This is a genomic window from Ruegeria sp. G2 (assembly GCF_056533505.1).
In genome coordinates this window covers 338253-354153 of the sequence record NZ_JBQFON010000001.1, presented here as the reverse complement: position 1 = coordinate 354153, position 15901 = coordinate 338253, and the positions used below count along the sequence as shown (strand labels likewise).

Annotated in this window: 15 protein-coding genes; 9 read left to right on the top strand and 6 right to left on the bottom strand. The window is 57.4% G+C overall.

Features of this window, described 5'->3' with window-relative positions:
* Positions 1-37 precede the first annotated feature (37 nt).
* On the bottom strand, positions 38-1054 hold the full coding sequence (locus ACR0DU_RS01740) for a C4-dicarboxylate TRAP transporter substrate-binding protein (RefSeq protein ID WP_480872143.1): 1017 nt from the start codon (positions 1052-1054) through the stop codon (positions 38-40).
* Positions 1055-1462: 408 nt separating this feature from the next.
* Between ACR0DU_RS01740 and acs the strand changes: the two genes are divergently transcribed.
* From acs to ACR0DU_RS01700, 8 genes are all read left to right on the top strand, one after another.
* Positions 1463-3427 carry an acetate--CoA ligase gene (gene acs / locus ACR0DU_RS01735; protein ID WP_480872141.1) on the top strand — a complete coding sequence of 655 codons (1965 nt, stop codon included), beginning with the start codon at positions 1463-1465 and terminating at the stop codon, positions 3425-3427.
* A 7-nt stretch (positions 3428-3434) separates the two neighbouring features.
* Positions 3435-4118: an adenylate kinase gene (locus ACR0DU_RS01730; protein WP_480872139.1), complete on the top strand. Its 684-nt coding sequence runs from the start codon at positions 3435-3437 to the stop codon at positions 4116-4118.
* A gap of 182 nt (positions 4119-4300) precedes the next feature.
* Positions 4301-4585 carry a DUF4212 domain-containing protein gene (locus ACR0DU_RS01725; RefSeq protein ID WP_010439512.1) on the top strand — a complete coding sequence of 95 codons (285 nt, stop codon included), beginning with the start codon at positions 4301-4303 and terminating at the stop codon, positions 4583-4585.
* 5 nt (positions 4586-4590) lie between these two features.
* Positions 4591-6375 (top strand): sodium:solute symporter family protein, encoded by a 1785-nt coding sequence (locus ACR0DU_RS01720; protein WP_480872138.1) that lies wholly within the window; start codon positions 4591-4593, stop codon positions 6373-6375.
* Positions 6376-6482: 107 nt separating this feature from the next.
* Positions 6483-8306, top strand: a complete 1824-nt coding sequence (locus ACR0DU_RS01715; protein WP_480872136.1) for a DUF294 nucleotidyltransferase-like domain-containing protein — start codon at positions 6483-6485, stop codon at positions 8304-8306.
* Between the two features lie 27 nt (positions 8307-8333).
* Entirely contained in the window at positions 8334-8852 is a 519-nt protein-coding gene (locus ACR0DU_RS01710; protein ID WP_010439504.1) for a hypothetical protein, read from the top strand.
* Positions 8853-8854: 2 nt separating this feature from the next.
* Positions 8855-10267, top strand: coding sequence for a 3'-5' exonuclease (locus tag ACR0DU_RS01705; RefSeq protein WP_480872134.1), 1413 nt, complete (start codon positions 8855-8857; stop codon positions 10265-10267).
* An 87-nt stretch (positions 10268-10354) separates the two neighbouring features.
* A complete protein-coding gene (locus ACR0DU_RS01700; protein ID WP_480872132.1) occupies positions 10355-10855 on the top strand; it encodes a flavin reductase family protein in 501 nt (166 codons plus the stop codon).
* Here the strand turns inward: ACR0DU_RS01700 and ACR0DU_RS01695 are convergent.
* Genes ACR0DU_RS01695 through ACR0DU_RS01680 form a run of 4 tightly spaced genes read right to left on the bottom strand, consistent with a single transcriptional unit; the run spans position 10852 to position 13218 of the window.
* Positions 10852-11331, bottom strand: coding sequence for a DUF6505 family protein (locus ACR0DU_RS01695; RefSeq protein WP_480872130.1), 480 nt, complete (start codon positions 11329-11331; stop codon positions 10852-10854). The genes ACR0DU_RS01700 and ACR0DU_RS01695 overlap by 4 nt on opposite strands.
* A complete protein-coding gene (locus ACR0DU_RS01690) occupies positions 11331-12026 on the bottom strand; it encodes a biotin/lipoate--protein ligase family protein (protein ID WP_480872128.1) in 696 nt (231 codons plus the stop codon). Before ACR0DU_RS01690 ends, ACR0DU_RS01695 begins: the two co-directional genes overlap by 1 nt.
* Complete coding sequence (locus tag ACR0DU_RS01685) at positions 12023-13084, bottom strand: Mrp/NBP35 family ATP-binding protein (protein WP_480872126.1); 1062 nt, start codon at positions 13082-13084, stop codon at positions 12023-12025. The genes ACR0DU_RS01690 and ACR0DU_RS01685 overlap by 4 nt, the downstream gene beginning before the upstream one ends.
* A complete protein-coding gene (locus tag ACR0DU_RS01680; protein ID WP_480872124.1) occupies positions 13081-13218 on the bottom strand; it encodes a hypothetical protein in 138 nt (45 codons plus the stop codon). Before ACR0DU_RS01680 ends, ACR0DU_RS01685 begins: the two co-directional genes overlap by 4 nt.
* On the opposite strand from ACR0DU_RS01680, the gene ACR0DU_RS01675 reads away from it, so the two are divergent.
* Positions 13217-13945: a hypothetical protein gene (locus ACR0DU_RS01675; protein ID WP_480872122.1), complete on the top strand. Its 729-nt coding sequence runs from the start codon at positions 13217-13219 to the stop codon at positions 13943-13945. The genes ACR0DU_RS01680 and ACR0DU_RS01675 overlap by 2 nt on opposite strands.
* Here ACR0DU_RS01675 and ACR0DU_RS01670 read toward each other — a convergent pair.
* Positions 13939-15894 (bottom strand): 4Fe-4S binding protein, encoded by a 1956-nt coding sequence (locus tag ACR0DU_RS01670; protein ID WP_480872120.1) that lies wholly within the window; start codon positions 15892-15894, stop codon positions 13939-13941. The genes ACR0DU_RS01675 and ACR0DU_RS01670 overlap by 7 nt on opposite strands.
* Positions 15895-15901 lie beyond the last annotated feature (7 nt).

Genomic DNA, 15901 nt, shown 5'->3' with positions numbered 1-15901 from the left:
AAAGGCCGGGTGCCCAATGACACCCGGCGAGGGGCGATTAGTTACCGCCGCGTTGCTGTTGCAGTGTTGTCTGCACCAGATCGTACAGGTCCTGCGCTGGCAGACCCTGAGCCGTCATGTCTTCAATCCATTTTGCGCGGATTGGATCGGCGGCCTTGGCGCGGAACTCTTCAAGAACTGCGCCGTCGATCTCGACCTTTTCAACGCCCTTTTCTTCCAGAACGCCGTCCCACTTTTCAAGCAGTCCACCGTAGTTGGCCAGATAATGTGCGATCGCCTCATCAATCGAGCTATCAAGCGCCTCACGGTGTTCCACTGGCAGGGCTTCATAGGCGTCTATATTTACCACAACTGGGCAATTCACGGTTCCCGGATTGAGGTTCGCCGTCCACCAGTCGGCTTCGTTGATGGTTCCAAACGACAGATGCGCATGCTGGGCGAAGGCCACTGTATCGACCACGCCCGATTCCATCGCATTGTAAGCTTCTGTCGCGGGCACGGACGTAGGTACTCCGCCAACCGCTTCAAATGCTTGCCCCAAACCACCGGTGGCACGAACACGCATCCCGTCGAATTCGGCAAGTTCATCACGAGGGTCACCGGTGCCAACAAGGTTATATTGAGGCATCGGCGAGGTCATGATGATACGCGCGTTCCATTGCGCCATCTCATCTTTGACCGCCGGGTGATCATAAACCGCGTGGCTGACAGCCACTTCTTCATCCAGTGTGTTCACACCCAGGAAGGGCAGTTCCAGTACAGTGATCGCGCGGTTCTTGTCGCGGTGGTAGCCCGCGCAGAACTGCGCCATCTCAAACGCACCAATCTCGATCCCGTCCAGATTTTCCTTGGGCTTCGACAGGCCACCATAGCTGACATTGATGGTGAAATCGCCGCCGGTTTTCTCGTTCACCAGTTCAGCCAGTTTTTCAACATGTTCGGTAAAAGCACGACGTTTACCCCAGACCGAGGCATTCCATTCGGTCGCGGCTGCCTCGGTGACAAACGCCACGCTCAGGGCGGCAAAGGCCGCACCACTCAGTATCTTATTCATTGTGATCTCTCCCATAGATGCGCCCCCTATCGAGGCGCTTGAAAGAGAAGCTAGCGCCTAGTCTGGAATCTGCCAACCCCTGCTCGGATAAGCGGTGTTACCGCCATCAATTCAGCTCAACAAAATGGGGCTATATATTAATATTCCAGAACCGATCCGGTGAGCTTTCTGCATGTTACATTCATATTATTGTTATTATTAAATAATTACTGATAATTTCATATTTGTTTACAAGTAACGCGATTATTCTGAAACTTATTTACAAAGAAGTTCAAGGATTATCGCAATTTATTTATTTCTTTTCTGATCTCCGTATTATTCAACTCGGGGAGGAAATGGATCGACATTGTCTGATCGGCTGGCAATATCGGTCCCATGCAATCCAGTCCAGAGGGAGGAGCCTCAAAAATGACCACCGCTGCCCAGGCAGATGCCAAGACATATCCGCCATCCGCAGAAATCGTCGCCCGCGCCCATGTCGACGCCGACAAATACGCAGATATGTATGCTGCGTCGATCAACAACCCAGAGGCGTTTTGGGATGAGCAAGGCAAGCGCGTTGACTGGATCAAGCCCTACACTCAGGTCAAAGACGTCAGCTATGAATTTGGTTCGGTTGGCATAAATTGGTATGCGGACGGTACGCTGAACGTCTCGGCCAACTGCTTGGACCGTCATTTGAAGACGCGTGGCGATCAGACAGCCATTATCTGGGAGCCAGATGATCCAAATGACACGGCTCAGCATATTTCCTATGCCGAACTGCATCGCCGCACGTGCCGGATGGCCAACATCCTTGAGTCGATGGGTGTCCGCAAAGGCGACCGCGTTGTCATCTATCTACCAATGATCCCCGAAGCTGCTTACGCGATGCTGGCTTGTGCACGGATCGGAGCGATTCATTCGATTGTATTTGCCGGATTTTCACCCGACGCGTTGGCGGCACGTATCAACGGCTGCAACGCCAAAGTCGTCATCACTGCCGATGAGGCGCCTCGTGGTGGCCGCAAGACCCCGCTGAAGTCTAACGCAGACGCTGCACTGCTGCACTGTACGGACACCGTAAAATGCTTGGTCGTTAAACGCACTGGCGGGCAAACCACGTGGATTGACGGTCGTGACTACGATTACAACGAAATGGCGCTTGAGGCGGACGACTATTGTGCACCCGCTGAGATGAACGCGGAAGACCCGCTGTTCATCCTCTATACCTCTGGTTCGACAGGTCAGCCCAAGGGCGTTGTTCATACGACCGGTGGCTATTTGGTCTATGCGGCCATGACGCATGAGATCACGTTCGATTATCACGAAGGCGACATTTACTGGTGCACTGCGGATGTGGGCTGGGTCACTGGCCACAGCTATATCGTCTATGGCCCATTGGCCAACGGTGCGACCACACTGATGTTCGAAGGTGTACCCACCTACCCGGATGCTTCACGCTTCTGGCAAGTTTGCGCAAAGCACAAGGTGAACCAGTTCTATACCGCCCCAACTGCGTTGCGCGCTCTGATGGGGCAAGGCAACGAGTGGGTCGAGAAGTGCGACCTGAGCGACCTGCGCACGTTGGGCACGGTCGGCGAGCCGATCAATCCGGAGGCCTGGAACTGGTACAACGAAGTGGTCGGCGGTGGACGTTGCCCGATCGTTGACACCTGGTGGCAGACCGAAACTGGCGGTCACTTGATGACCCCCCTGCCAGGTGCTCACGCGATGAAGCCCGGCTCGGCGATGAAACCCTTCTTCGGCATTCAGCCCGTGGTTCTGGACCCTCAGTCCGGTATTGAGATCGAGGGCAATGGCGTCGAGGGCGTTCTGTGCATCAAAGACAGCTGGCCCGGTCAGATGCGCACGGTCTGGGGCGATCATGAGCGGTTCGAAAAGACCTATTTCTCGGACTACAAAGGTTACTACTTCACCGGCGACGGTTGCCGTCGGGATGAGGATGGCGACTACTGGATCACGGGCCGTGTGGATGACGTGATCAACGTCTCGGGTCACCGGATGGGTACCGCCGAGGTGGAAAGCGCGCTGGTTGCCCATGCAGCTGTCGCCGAGGCCGCCGTGGTCGGATATCCCCATGAAATCAAGGGGCAAGGCATCTATTGTTATGTCACTTTGATGAATGATCGCGAGCCTTCGGATGATCTGCTGAAGGAGTTGCGCACATGGGTCAGGACCGAGATCGGCCCGATTGCGTCGCCTGACGTGATCCAATGGGCCCCCGGCCTGCCCAAGACTCGCTCGGGCAAGATCATGCGCCGAATTCTGCGCAAGATTGCCGAGAACGACTTTGGCTCGCTTGGGGATACTTCCACACTGGCCGATCCTTCGGTGGTCGAAGACCTGATCGACAACCGCGCGAACAAGTGAGGATGTGATGGACGCTGCCACGACCATATCTCCCGCTGTTCTGATCCTTCTCGGCCCTCCCGGCGCCGGGAAGGGCACGCAGGCCCGTATGCTTGAGGAGAAGTTCGGGCTTGTACAACTCAGCACCGGTGATCTGCTGCGCGACGCGGTTGCGGCAGGCACCGATGCCGGAAATGCGGCCAAAGCGGTAATGGAGGCCGGTGATCTTGTCAGCGACGGCATCGTCATCGCCATCCTGCGCGACCGCATGGCAGAGCCGGATTGCTCCAAAGGTGTCATTCTGGACGGGTTCCCGCGCACTACGGTTCAGGCCGAAGCGCTTGATGGCTTGCTTGCCTCTTCAGATCAGAAGATCAATGCGGCCATCAGCCTTGAGGTTGAAGACGCCGAAATGGTTACCCGGATCTCAGGCCGTTACACCTGCGCCGGATGCGGTGAAGGATTTCACGATACGTTCAAGCAACCCGTCGAAGACGGCAAATGTGACAAGTGCGGCCACACTGAATTCAAGCGCCGCGCTGATGACAATGCCGAGACGGTCGCCTCGCGGCTGGCGGCCTATCACGCGCAGACCGCACCGCTGATTGACTACTATCAGGCCCAGGGCGTGCTGAAAGGCATCGATGCCATGGGTCAGATCGACGACATTGCGCAAGACCTTCAAGGGATTGTTGGCGAAGTCATGAATTAAGGGGAGGAGATAAGCCTAAGGGCTTTGATCCTAAAACAGAATACTTCAATGGACCCGCCTTGGCGGACCGGAGAAGTTATGCCTGACGTCACGGGGCGTTTGGCACAACCGAGAAGCGGCCCACCGCACTGGAGGAGTTGGGCAATGGGCCGCCAATGAGGGAAGCGAAGGAGGAACCCGCGATGGCGGATCATTCAACAAACTCCGCGCAGACTGCCGAAGCCGACAAGGGCTATTGGCAGGCCAACCTGCGCCTCATCTACATCAGCCTCGCGATTTGGGCGCTGGTGTCGTTTGGATTCGGCATTCTGCTGCGTCCGCTGCTGTCTGGCATCGCCGTTGGCGGTACAGATCTGGGCTTTTGGTTCGCTCAGCAAGGATCGATCCTGGTCTTTCTGGTGCTGATCTTCAACTACGCCTGGCGCATGAACAAGCTCGACGCTGAACACGGCGTGGACGAGGAGTAAGAGCCATGGATCAGTTTACCATCAACCTGCTGTTTGTGGGCGCGTCCTTTGCGCTTTACATCGGCATCGCGATCTGGGCCCGTGCGGGTTCCACATCGGAGTTCTACGCCGCCGGTCGCGGCGTTCACCCGGTCACCAACGGTATGGCGACAGCGGCGGACTGGATGTCTGCGGCCTCGTTCATCTCGATGGCGGGCCTGATTGCCTTTACCGGCTATGACAACTCAACCTTCCTGATGGGTTGGACCGGTGGCTACGTGCTGCTGGCGCTGCTGCTTGCGCCTTACCTGCGTAAGTTCGGTAAGTTCACCGTCTCGGAATTCATCGGCGACCGTTTCTACAGCCAAACCGCACGTATCGTGGCGGTTATCTGTCTGATCGTTGCGTCGGTGACCTATGTGATCGGTCAGATGACCGGCGTGGGCGTGGCCTTTGGCCGCTTCCTTGAGGTTTCCAACACCACCGGTCTGCTGATCGGCGCGGGCGTTGTGTTTGCCTACGCCGTGTTTGGTGGGATGAAGGGCGTGACCTACACTCAGGTCGCTCAGTACTGCGTGCTGATCACCGCCTATACCATCCCGGCCATCTTCATCTCGCTGCAGCTGACCGGCACACCCGTCCCGGCGCTGGGTCTGTTTGGTGACACAGCAAGCGGTGAACCTCTGCTGACCAAGCTGGATGCGATCGTGACCGAGCTGGGCTTCAATGAGTACACGGCACACCACTCGAACACGCTGAACATGGTGCTGTTCACCCTATCGCTGATGATCGGTACAGCGGGTCTGCCGCACGTCATCATGCGCTTCTTCACCGTTCCCAAGGTATCTGACGCACGTTGGTCGGCTGGCTGGGCACTGGTCTTCATCGCTCTGCTGTACCTGACCGCCCCTGCGGTTGGTGCCATGGCGCGTCTGAACATCAGTGACATGATGTGGCCCAATGGCGGCATCGAAGGTGGTGCTGTATCGGTCGAGGAAATCGACAACGATCCCCGCTATGACTGGATGGCCACGTGGCAGAAAACCGGTCTGCTGGATTGGGAAGACAAGAACGGCGACGGCAAAATACAGTACTACAACGACAAGTCAGAAGCCATGACCGCGATCGCGGAAGAAAAGGGCTGGGTCGGAAACGAGCTGACCAAGTTCAACCGCGACATCCTGGTTCTGGCCAACCCCGAAATCGCCAACCTTCCAGGTTGGGTGATCGGTCTTGTTGCTGCCGGTGGTCTTGCGGCTGCTCTGTCTACCGCTGCGGGTCTGCTGCTGGCGATCTCGTCGGCTGTGTCCCACGACCTTGTCAAAGGTGCAATCAACCCGTCGATCTCTGAAAAGGGTGAGCTTCTGGCGGCGCGGATTGCCATGGCTGTAGCCATCGTTGTTGCAACCTATCTGGGTCTCAACCCTCCGGGCTTTGCGGCGCAGACGGTTGCATTGGCGTTCGGTCTGGCGGCTGCCTCTATCTTCCCGGCGCTGATGATGGGGATCTTCTCGACCCGCATCAACAACACCGGTGCGGTCGCAGGTATGCTGGCTGGTCTGACCGTAACTCTGGTCTACATCTTCCTGCATAAGGGCTGGCTGTTCATTCCGGGCACCAACTCTTTCACCGATGCTGACCCACTTCTGGGTCCGATCAAGTCGACCTCGTTCGGCGCCATCGGTGCGATGATCAACTTTGCGGTCGCCTACTTTGTAGCAGGCGCAACCAAAGAGACTCCGCAGGAGATCAAAGATATGGTCGAAAGCATTCGCATTCCCCGTGGTGCGGGCGCAGCTCAGGATCACTGAGTGTGATGCGGTCGACGGCTCTTGTCTTCGATCGCGTCTTTCGACTTACTGTTCCCGCCCGGCACACCACCGGGCGGGATTTTTATTCGGAACTCCGGAGAGCGTAAATGCCCCTGTCCCATGACGAAATCACCCGGTTTCTGAAATCTGTGCACCCCTATGACGCCCTGCCCCACGATGCGTTGGACGAGCTGGCCCAGCAGATCGAAGTGCGTGAGGTCGATGCCGATGGCAGCATTTACCAGTTGGGCAATGCCCTGCCCGGCGTCTTTGTGATCTACGAAGGACAGGTGGAGATTACAGATGAAAACGGCGCTGTCGTTTCGCATCTGGGACTGCGCAATTCTTTTGGTGAGCGCGGATTGCTGAAGGACGGCAAGGCCGCAACCCATGCGCGGGCCCACACGCCGACGGTGCTCATCGTGCTGCCACCAGATTTGGTGAAAAACCTGATCGACGGGCACGACGTGGTGTCCAAATTCTTCAACCGCACACGCGGTGGGCGCAGCGGGCCGCAAAGCCTGGCCACCAGTGCAATTGACATTTTGATGGCGCGCGATCCTGCCACCTGCCCGCCCGATACGCCGGTTCAGAACGCCGCGCAGATCATGCGCGACCGACATATATCATCCCTCTGCGTGACGGAGGGAGACAGTTTGCTGGGCATCACGACCCTACGCGATATCTCGGGCAAATTCGTCGCCGAGTCGATGCCAGCAGACACTGCGGTTTCAGCCATCATGACCACCAACCCGATCACGCTGTCCCCTACCGATATCGGCTCGGACGTGCTGCATGTGATGATGGAGCGTGGCATCGGGCATATCCCGATTTCCGAGGCCGGGCGGTTGGTTGGCATCGTCACTCAAACCGACCTCACCCGTTATCAGGCGGTCAATTCTGCCGAGTTGGTGGGCCGGATCGCCCGCGCCAATACTGCCGATGAGATGGCTACAGTCACTGCCGAGATACCCCAACTGCTGGTTCAACTCGTTGCAGGCGGCAACCGGCACGAGATCGTGACACGACTGATCACCGACATTGCTGACACCGCAACACGGCGCTTGCTGGCACTGGCCCAGGCCGAGCTTGGGGCACCTCCGGTGCAATACCTGTGGCTGGCCTGCGGCTCGCAAGGACGGCAGGAGCAGACCGGTGTTTCGGATCAGGACAATTGCCTGATGCTGGATGACCGCGTAACCAAAGACGACATGGCGTACTTCGCCGAGCTGGCGAAAATTGTGTCGGACGGGCTGGACACCTGCGGGTATTTCTATTGCCCCGGCGACATGATGGCGACAAATCCACGTTGGTGCCAACCAATCAGGGTCTGGCGCGATTACTTCAAAGGATGGATCGACCGGCCGAACCCTGAGGCACAGATGCTAGCCTCAGTCATGTTCGATCTACGCCCGATCGGGGGCAATTTCGACCTGTTCACTGACCTGCAGTCCGAGACTTTGGCCAATGCCAGCGCAAACTCGATCTTCGTGGCGCACATGATCTCGAATTCTCTGAAACACACGCCACCATTGGGGCTGCTGCGCGGTTTTGCAACGATCCGGTCGGGTGAGCACCGCGATACGCTGGACCTGAAGCACAATGGCGTCGTGCCTGTGGTTGATCTGGCACGCATCTACAGCCTTCAGGGTCAGTTAACCGAGGCCAACACACGCGCGCGGCTCAGCGCTGCTGAGGCTGCTGGTGTCCTAAGCGCTACTGGAGCACGCGATCTTTTGGACGCCTATGACCTCATCGCTGAAACCCGGCTTGAACATCAGGCACGTCTGGTCAAGGTCGGTGATGCGCCCGACAACTACCTTCCCCCGGCTGACCTGTCCGACTTTGAGCGAAGTCATCTCCGCAACGCCTTTGTCGTGATAAAAACGATGCAATCGGCGGTTGGACACGGCAAGGGAATGCTGGGGTAAGCAACTGGAAATGAACGGAGAAACCTTATGTTTCTGGAACTGATCGGCACAATCTTTGCGGGCTTTGCTTTTGCGGGTGTTGTGATGGTTGTGAACAAGCTGACCGGGGGACGCCTACCCAAATGGGCCGCGCCGGTTGCAGCGGGTATCGGGATGATCGCGATGACGATCACCAGCGAATACTCGTGGTACGATCGAACACGTGACCAACTGCCCGACAGTTTGACTGTGGTACAAGAAGTCGAGAGCCGTGCCTTTTATCGTCCCTGGACCTACGCGGTACCGTTTGTAGACCGCTTTGCCGCAATCGATTCTGCCTCGGTCCGTACCAATGGCAGCGTGCCCGACGAACGTTTGGTCGATCTGTATTTCTTCGGTCGCTGGGCACCAGTGTCGAAGATGCCCGTTGCGGTCAATTGCGCTGATAACAGCCGGGCCAATCTGGCTGACGGGGCAGAATTCGCTGATGACGGACGTTTGCTGAACGCCAGTTGGATCAAGATTGACGCCGATGATCCGGTGATCGAGGCAACTTGCGGGGTCTGAAGATGTTGAATCACCTTAGCTTGCGCCTGCGGGTCTTTCTATTCTTCCTACTGCTGGCGGCAGGCGGGCTGGTTATCAGCGCTTTGGCTTTGTGGGTCGGCTATCAAAGGGCACGTGATCCCGGACTGTTGGACGCGTTCATCTTTGCAGAGATTCTGATTGCATTTGGGATGTTGGCATTGGTTGCCGGAGTTTGGCTTCTGTTCGATGACAATGTTGCAAAACCAATCGAACGGCTTTCGGCCCAATTGCGCGCGCGCGCTCATGCCGGGGTCAGCGCTGATCTGGACCTTCAGGCCGCACGCTATTTGGGTGATCTGGCCCCCGCCGCCGCCGGGCTGGCCGAACAATTGGCCGCAAACGCCATGAACACGGCAGAGGCTGTGGCGGCAGAGACCGCTCATTTGGCTTCGGAAAAACAGCGCCTCACCGCGCTGCTGACCGAAATCCCGGTCGCCATGCTGCTGGCGGGACCCAAGCATCAGATTGTCTTGTATGACGCTCAGGCAGCCGAGGTTCTGGCGCAAATCGCGCATCCCCGTTTGAACGCCTCGCTGTTTGATTACCTCGAAGCAACTGGCCTGACCGACGCTTATGCCAAGCTGATCAAGACCGGAAAAGACGTACATTGCACACTGACCAGCGTTGACGGGCGGCAAACCTATTCGGCCCGAATAAAACCCTTGGGCGATGCACCCGGGTATATGCTGGTTTTCGACGACAGCGCTGCACAGATCGAACCGGACGAGGCGCGCCCACTGGTCTATGATTTCGAGCTTCTTGAAACGCCCGGCGACGACGCGTTTGAAGAAAGGCCATTACTGGATCTTTGCTTTGTGGTGTTTGACACCGAAACCACGGGGCTTCTACCGCATAAGGACGAAATCGTTCAGATCGGCGCGGTGCGCGTCGTGAAGGGCAAAATTGTCGAGGGCGAGCGGTTGGACACGCTGGTCAATCCCGGCATCCCGATCCCGCCAGCCTCGACCAAGGTACACAAGGTCAGTGACAGGATGGTCCAGGGTGCACCCGATATTGCCCAGGCTGGCCGCAGCTTTCACCAATTCGCTCGTGACGCGGTGATTGTTGCGCATAACGCACCGTTCGACATGGCATTTCTGCACCGCCACGCTGAGCGTATGCAGGTAGAGTGGACCCATCCCATTCTGGATACCGTCTTGCTGTCGGCGGTGCTGTTCGGGGCGAGCGAAACGCACACGCTGGATTCGGTTTGCGAACGGCTGGGTATCACGATCCCCGAAGCCTTGCGTCACACGGCATTGGGCGATGCGGTCGCCACGGCAGAAGTGCTGGTTCTGATGCTGCCAATGCTCAACGCGCGCGGCTTGACAACCTTTGGCGACGTCATTGCGGAAACCCGCAAACACGGCCGGTTGCTGGAGGATCTAAACTAGCCGGAAAATCCACAATTCACCGCAGCTTTTCGTGGACAATCCCTGCGCCACATGGCACCTGAGACAGGCCCCTTGAACGAGCGCGTGATGACGGAAAAAACATTCATTCCTGGCCCTGAGGACAATCTTGCCTTTCGCGAGGCGTTGGGCTGTTTCGGCACCGGGGTCACCGTTGTCACCACCAGCACCGCCGACGGCCCCGCCGCGATCACGGTGAACTCGTTCGCATCCGTGTCTCTGGACCCACCTTTGGTTTTATGGTGTCTCGACCGGAACTCGAACCGGTATGACGCCTTCAGCGCCTGCGAACATTACGCGATCCATGTGATGGCGCAGGACCAGCACGATCAGGCCCTGCAATTTGCGCGTAACGGGTTCGATTTTTCTCATGCCGACTGGCAGGAAGATGATGCAGGGCGTCCCCGTCTTGCTGAATGTCTAGCCCGCTTCGACTGTCGCTTGTCGGCGCGTCACGCGGCAGGTGATCACCTGATTCTTGTTGGCCATGTCGAGAAAGTCATGCACCGCCCCGGTCAAGGATTGATCTTTAAACGCGGCCAGTTTGGTGGTTTCGCAGATTTGATCTAGTCGTCCAGCGATCCGTGGACGGCCAATGCTTCAAGCTGCGCTTCTTGCGGCGTGATCACGCGAAACGCCTCGTGCACCCCTGCCGCTGTCAATTCCCGGGCCACAGTCAGCAACGTGTTCGGGGCATGATCCTCGCACATCTCGGTCATGTGCGCGATTTCGGTCTGCGCGACATCCATCGCCGCCTCGACCGATGGTGCGCCGTATAACTGCACAAAATGCTCAGCCAGATTCTTTGTCAGTTGGTCAATTTCAGCCTGCTCAATTTGCGTAACCGCAACGAATGTCACGCGCCCAAACGTCTCAAGCCCCAGCCAACCGTTGGCAAAGGCCTGACGTGCCTTGCCTTCCAAGTCGGCCTCTCCCCAATTCGAAAACTCGAAACCACCCGGGATGCACCACTCACCGGTTCGTGCAGGTGAATGGAACACGTTCATGTCGCTTTCATCAAAATGGATTGCGCGGGCGAGATTCATCAGACGGTCTCCAACAGTTCTGTCAGCGGGCGTATTCGGGTGTCTGCGCCCTCGCGGATCAGCATGCCAAACCGTTCGTCGGTGCCGAGAAATACACCGGAGTCCGCGATGGGTTCTCCAACCCCGCGCAGTAGCCCCATCCATTCGGCATGGAGCGGCGCGTTGCCCTCTTCTTGCCAGCGGTTGAGCCATGTCAGCATGTGGCGCGACCAGCTTTCGACCAGTTGCGTCGCCGACACGTCAGCACAACCTTCGTCATAAAGCGCAGTTACATCCGGCGTTTCCCCGGGGGCGTCGCTGGTCGGCAGCAATGCTAGCTCCCAACCGACGACAAGCCAATTAGGAATCTCGCCTGCCTCGGCAGACGAGGCTGCAACCTTCATCGTCCCGCATGATGCGCCATTCACGCAGATCACGCCGTCCCAGCCTAGATGCACAGCAACTTCTGGAGGAGCCAATGCACCCAGAGCGTTCTGGAAACCGACTGCACATAGCGGCAACATCGCTATTGCATCCTGCAGTGGCACCTCGGGGGCAAAAACGATGGCAACGCGCAAACGATCCGCCTCAATACTATAGACCACGGTTCCCCCATCACAGCCTAGCGCCGCCATGGCCTGAGCCTTTTCGAACGGGTCCTCTCCGGCCTTGGCAGGATGCCCGCTGAGCAATGGGGGAAAGACCGGGTGGCTCATGCATTCCCCTTGGCAATCATGTCGCGAGCGATCTTTCGGAAGGCTTCTGCTTGTGGGCTGTCGGGTTTGCTGACTACGATCGGCGCCCCCCCGTCTGCTGCCACGCGGATATCCAAATGCAGTGGTATCTCACCCAGCAGTGGCACTCCCAATGCCTCGGCCTCTAACGCCACACCGCCATGACCGAATACGTGCTCTTCGTGTCCACAATTCGAACAGATATGAGTCGACATATTTTCAATCATCCCAACGATGGGTGTTTTGAGCTGATTAAACATGTCGATCCCCTTGCGAGCATCGATCAAAGCCACGTCTTGTGGGGTTGAAACAACGATGGCGCCATCCACCTTAAACTTCTGGCTCAACGTAAGCTGCACATCACCCGTGCCAGGAGGCAGGTCAACGATCAACACATCGAGCGCGCCCCATTGTACCTGACCCATCATCTGCTGCAATGCGCCCATCAGCATCGGGCCACGCCAGACAACCGCCTGTCCTTCGTTGGTCATCAACCCCATCGACATCATGGTAACACCGTGATTGCGCAAAGGCAGAATCGTCTTGCCATCAGGGCTTGCCGGACGACCCGAAACCCCCAACATCCGGGGCTGCGACGGACCGTAGACATCCGCGTCCAACAGACCCACGCGACGTCCTTCTGCGGCTAGCGCGCAGGCAAGGTTGGCCGACACAGTGGACTTGCCGACGCCCCCTTTACCAGACGCCACCGCGATGATCCGGTCCACACCCGGCACCGCCTGCGGTCCGGTTTGCGAAGGCTTAGGCTTGGGCTTCAAATCGGGTGGGGCCTTGTCCGAATGCGCGGTCATCATGGCCGAGACGTTAGACACGCCGTCCACCATCTGCGCCGCTTTCTCGGCTGTGGCGCGCACGGGCTCCATTTTCTCGGCCTGTTTGGGATCGATCTCAAGTACAAAGCGTACCGTATCCCCCTCGACATTCAGCGCGCGCACAATACCTGCGCTGACGATATCCTGTCCGGAAACAGGATCAGTGATCTTCTTTAGGTTCGCCAGTACGGCGTCACGGATGCTCATGCGATCACCTCCGTTGCCCGCCCTTCGATTAGGGTCTTGCGTGTCGACTGATTGCGGTCGCCGCTCATTGCATGATACTCCGTCTCTTTTCGTTCATTTGACGCAATTGGCCTGACACCGTTAGGTTTGGCCATGCGCTTTGTCCTGTTGTGCCTGAGCCTGACGCTCACCGCCACCCCCTCTTGGTCACAAGAGGCAATTGGACTCGCAGCGCCAGATGAGATTTCAAACTCGGGTCTTCTGCAACATATCCTTCCGCGCTTCTCTCTCAAGACCGGGGTTCGCGTTGTCGCAGACGACGATGGTGTAATGGCTCTTGCTCCGGCACCTCCTGGCGATCCGGTTTTTGCCCGTGACGAAACAGTCTATCACCTGCGCATTAATGCCAGCGCAAAGGAAATCAAGTTCCGAGACTGGCTGTTGTCCGACATTGGGAAACGTACGGTCGAAAGCTTTGTTCCCGCTGAAGGTGGGCCCTTTAGCGCGAACTTCGAAATCGCAGATGTTGTCGAAGACGCTAAAATCGACGGAAATGCTGCTTTGGGTCAGGATTTGTCGTTTAATCACTGTGGCCGGTGCCATGTGATCGGGCCGCAAAACCGCATGAACGGATTGGGTTCCACGCCGTCTTTCGCCGTCCTGCGCGCGATGCCTGATTGGTCCGAGCGGTTTCAGGCCTTTTTTGCCCTGAACCCACATCCCGCCTTCACCCAGATTGAAGGCGTAACCGAGCCCTTCCCGCCCGAGCGTCCATCGCCGATCCATCCGGTGGAAATAAGTCTGGATGATCTCGAAGCCATTTTGGCCTTTGTCGCCGCCATCAACGCCGCCGATCTGGGCGCACCGCTGCAACTTCAGTGATCCTTACGCTTTGAAAAATAATCGTCCGTCGTCACGACACGGGGTCTAGGAGATGACTGGAACGGATTGTCGGTGCTGTGGAACTGAGCATTTACCCTGCAATCATCACACATCTGGATCAGCCTTGCCTGATCCGAAGTTGCAAACATCGGATGTGTTCCCGACAGTTTGTCCATTATGCGCTCGATCGTCGATCTGACGCCAAAGGCCGCACCACATTCGATGCATTCGAACGGCTCTTCCTCATTGAGAACCTGCTGCGACAGGGCCTTGTCGCTTAGGTCAAGCTGCGGCACCAGATCAATGGCGTGCTCAGGACAGATCGTGCGACAGATACCGCATTGCAGGCAGGCATCCTGCTGAAAGTTCAACTGCGGCTTGTCTGGATTGTCGATCAGCGCACCTGAGGGGCACAAAGATACACAACTGAGGCACAAAGTGCAGGTGCCAGTGTTTACTACGACGGCGCCATATGGCGCGCCATCGGGCAATGCCAACGGTGATTCGGTCTTGGCATTCAGCGCTTGTGCCGCCAGTCGGGTGATTTGTCGCCGGTTCCCCAATGGAAGAACCGGATCGGTCAATGGTAGCGGTACCTCTTGCGCGTAAAGCAGATCAGCAAACGCATCCGGGTCAACCTCGTCAATCAGGCTCAGGGCACCCTGCCCCGCGATGGCCTGCGCCAAAACCAGTTCCCGATCCAGCGCGTCCCGTTCGACTTTGGGCCCCAACAGGACGTCGACGCGGGCGAAGCCATGTGCCAACCCGGCCAGCATCTCGGCATGACCAAAGCCTGAAACCACGTTCAATTCTAGTGGAATGACATCCGCTGGAAGACCTCGGCCAAACCGGGCAACCATTCGGATCATCTGCGCCCCGTGGGCATCGTGCACCAGCAAACGCGGCGCTGTACCCCCTGCCCGACGAAAAGTTCGCGCCAGTATGTGCATCCTAGAGAGAATGGCAGATACCGGCGGATCCTCGTAAGTAATGGCTGTAGACGGGCATAGGGCAGAACACTCACCACACCCGGCGCAAATCATGGGGTCGATTGCCACATGATCTGTCGCTGATGTGATGGCACCGGTCGGGCAAATGTCCAAACAGTTCGAACACCCGGTCTGTCCTGCGCGCGAATGGGCACAAAGCGCTTCATCCAGTCGCACGTAAAGCGGTTTTTCAAAGGTACCGACCAGTTGCACCGCATCGAAGGCTAGACGCGCAACCGCAACCGCATCACGAGGATCGGCGCGCAGGTAGCCTTCGCGCTTATCCGGGGCTGCAACCAAAGCCGTACCTCCGGTCAAATCAACAACAATATCACTGCGCGATGTGGCCCGATCCCTCGGCGCGCTCCACGCGAAATCACCACGCCCGCCGGGTTCTAACTGTTGCACTTGATCCAGATGCCACGTGAACCCACCCAGTGCGCCCGACAAGTTCCGCACCTTGGCACGAATAACATCAAAAGCACGGCTCAGCGGTTGAACCTCATCTGTGACCAAAACCGTTACGGCCAAGCTGTCCGATAATTGTTCAGCCAGATCATAAGCGATCTCGCCCGACCCGATGATACAACAAGTGCCTTTGCTGATCACATCAACTGCAGAAGTGATCGGCTGCGGCAACATCGCTTCAGCTGCCAACGCTGCCATTTTAGGCGCTGCATTTTGGCCCTGTTCCGACCAGCCAGCACGGTCTCTGAGGTCAACGCATCCCGGCTGATCCACACCCAGATCATCTGCAAGGTCAGAAAACACGACAGTCTCTTGCCCGCAGGCAATCACCACCTGATCGTCGGTCTGAAGCATTTCAGCCACCACGCCAAGTTCTCGGGTACAAAGCGCAGTATGTACCTTTGAACAGCTCAGTTCACAGGCCGAAGATATGCGATCTGCGTCAATTGATTGCGTCCCCTCGCAATCACACAACAAAAGCTTGCTGGTCATGTCTTCT